This window comes from Nitrospira sp. BLG_2, assembly GCF_049222245.1.
In genome coordinates, this window is sequence record NZ_JBLYIG010000537.1 from 1 (window position 1) to 2,537 (window position 2,537).

Below are 2,537 nucleotides of genomic sequence, written 5' to 3' on the forward strand. Positions count from 1 at the left end.
ATTCTTCACGGCGCTCCTCTCTCAGCTTGTTTTGCTCGCGGCGACATCAGTCCAAGCCGCGGAATTTAAGATGGGAGTGGTGGACCCTCAGTCTGTCCTAGAAAAATCCAAGGCGGGGAAGCGAGCGCTCGAAGGGCTGAAGGAATATGTCTCAACCAGGCAGAAGCTCCTTGCCAAAGACGAGGAAGACCTTCGCAATTACGAGAAGCAATTGAAGGAGCAAGCCTCCAAGTGGACCGACGCGGAAAAGAAGGACAAGGAGGGACAATTCAGGACGAAGGTGCAGGACTTCCAAAAGCGCGCGCAGGACTTCAACATGGAGCTCCAGAAAAAGCAGAAGGAGCTGGTCGACGAGTACATGAAGAAAATCTCCACCGCGACACAAACGGTCGCGGAAAAAGGAGGGATTGCACTCGTTGTGGATAAAGGAAGCGAGCAGACCGTCAAGATCGTGATCTACAACAAAGATACGATCGATCTGACCGATCAGGTGATCAAGGAGTTCGATCGGACGAACAAGTAACGTATGGCCGCGGTCGACTAGTCCAACGGATACCCAGCCTCCCGCCACGCGCGAATCCCACCATCCATCGAGATCACATTCTCATACCCCATCTGTTGCAAAGCATCGGCCGCCAGCGCCGATCGATACCCTCCCCCGCAGTAGAGCACGACCGAGTCTTGCTTATCAGGAATCACCGACTCGATATCCCGCTCAATGATCCCTTTTCCGAGATGTTGAGCGCCGCGAGCATGGTCCTTGGCGAATTCATGATCTTCCCGCACATCGATGAAGTGGAACCGCTCGCCCCGGTCGAGACGAGCCTTCACCTCGGCCACGCTGGACTCCTTGATGCGTCCTTTGGCCTGTTCGACAAGTTGCAAGAACCTCGGATTATGCTTCATGTCTCCTCCTCTCCTCTTCAAAATAGCGATGCCTGTTCGAGGCGCGGCCGACGAAATGTCCGAGGAATAACGCTCAGATCATCTTCTGGAAATCCCACTCTCCGTTTGGCCAGAGCGAATAACTGCTCGATCAACTCCCAATACGGCCCCTGCCCCGCCTGTCTCTTGAAAAATCGGCGTTCCGTCAGCGCCCCGCCTCTGACCGAGCGGAGTCGATTGGTGATTTTTCCAATCCGTTCCGGAAACGCCTCCCGCATCCGTTCCAAAAACACCGGCTCCAGGCTGCCGGACAGTCTCAACAAGCTGTGGGTCGCCGTACGGGCTCCCGCGCAATAGGCTCGATCCAGCAATTCAGGAATATCGTTTTCGTTCAGACCGGGAATGACCGGCGCAATGGAAATACCGGTCGGAATACCGGCATCGGAAAGGGCTTTCATGGCGGCAAACCGCTTGGTAGTCGACGGCACATGCGGCTCAACCTGACGGGCCACATCGTCGGACGAAAATGGAATACTGAAGTACACCAGGACCGATGCCTCCCGATGCAATCGCACAAGCACATCAAGATCGCGAAGAACCAACGAACCCTTCGTAATGATGCCGACAGGGTTCCGATAGTCCGCGCAAACCTCCAAACAGGCACGGGTCAACCCGTACTCCGCCTCGAGCGGTTGGTAACAGTCCGTGTTTCCGGAAAAAATGATCAGCTCTCCATGCCATGAGGGCTTCTCAAAAGCGCGTCGAAGCAGTTGCGGCGCATTTTTCTTCACCACGAGCTTGTTCTCAAAATCGGTTCCGGCGCCGAATCCCCAATACTCATGAGAAGGACGCGCGTAACAATAGGCACAGGCATGAAAGCAACCTCGATAGGGATTCACGCTCCACCGAAACGGCAAGTCAGGGCTGTCGTTACGGCTCAAAATCTCTCGACTCTCATCCACATAGAGCGTCAGCTTGGCTGTGCCGGCCGGCTCGAGCAAGTCGCGATGTTGCGACTCAAATGGGTTCGGAGGATTGGAGATCTCGCGCATAGGCCTATCCTGTCCCTCATGCCCGATGGATGTCAATCGCTTGGGACAAGGCCGCATAGTCGTGAGGCGCGACCTGTGGTTTCATTGACTCTCTGGTACTCAGGTGCTAGATTCCACCCGCTTTTGGAGAGTGGGGCTCCACGCTTGACTGCCGTAAGTCCTATTCCTTTTTCGGCGACACCTCGCCGCCGAAGTATGTCCTCCTACGCCACGGCGTAGGAGGACACTCGTGCATTCTCCACGGCTTCACAACCATGGCTTCTTGCCCAGGCGGGTAACCAGTGTACGATCTGAAACAACTCCGCGATAACCTCGACCACATCCGCGCCTCTCTCGGACGGCGGGGGAGCGACGTCCCGTGGGCTGATATCCAAACATTGAGCGACGAACGGCGAGCCGTGACGACGCAGGTCGAGCAGCTCCGGTATGAACTGAATAAGGGATCTGAAGAGGTGGCTCGGTTGCGCCGAGCCAAGGAGCCGGCTGAAGAGGCCATGGCGGCGATGAAGCGGCTGGGAGATCGCATTAAGGATGGAGAGGGAACTCTTCGAAAGGTAGAAGAAGCGCTCACGGACGTCGTGCTTCGTATCCCCAATCTCC

At 56.0% G+C, this 2,537-nt stretch carries 3 protein-coding genes and 1 pseudogene; 2 read left to right on the plus strand and 2 right to left on the minus strand.

Annotated features, from left to right (window positions below; genetic code table 11):
• The coding region (locus ACOSYY_RS14415) for an OmpH/Skp family outer membrane protein (RefSeq protein WP_421663218.1) at positions 1–523 on the plus strand (523 nt) is incomplete at its 5' end.
• Positions 524–540: 17 nt separating this feature from the next.
• On the opposite strand, the gene ACOSYY_RS14420 is transcribed toward ACOSYY_RS14415, so the two are convergent.
• Together ACOSYY_RS14420 and ACOSYY_RS14425 are read right to left on the minus strand one after the other, a co-directional pair.
• Entirely contained in the window at positions 541–906 is a 366-nt protein-coding gene (locus tag ACOSYY_RS14420; RefSeq protein WP_421663219.1) for a rhodanese-like domain-containing protein, read from the minus strand.
• Between the two features lie 17 nt (positions 907–923).
• Positions 924–1,937 carry a PA0069 family radical SAM protein gene (locus tag ACOSYY_RS14425; RefSeq protein ID WP_421663220.1) on the minus strand — a complete coding sequence of 338 codons (1,014 nt, stop codon included), beginning with the start codon at positions 1,935–1,937 and terminating at the stop codon, positions 924–926.
• Positions 1,938–2,218: 281 nt separating this feature from the next.
• Between ACOSYY_RS14425 and ACOSYY_RS14430 the strand changes: the two are divergent.
• A pseudogene (locus ACOSYY_RS14430) lies at positions 2,219–2,537 on the plus strand (serine--tRNA ligase); the annotation flags it as partial.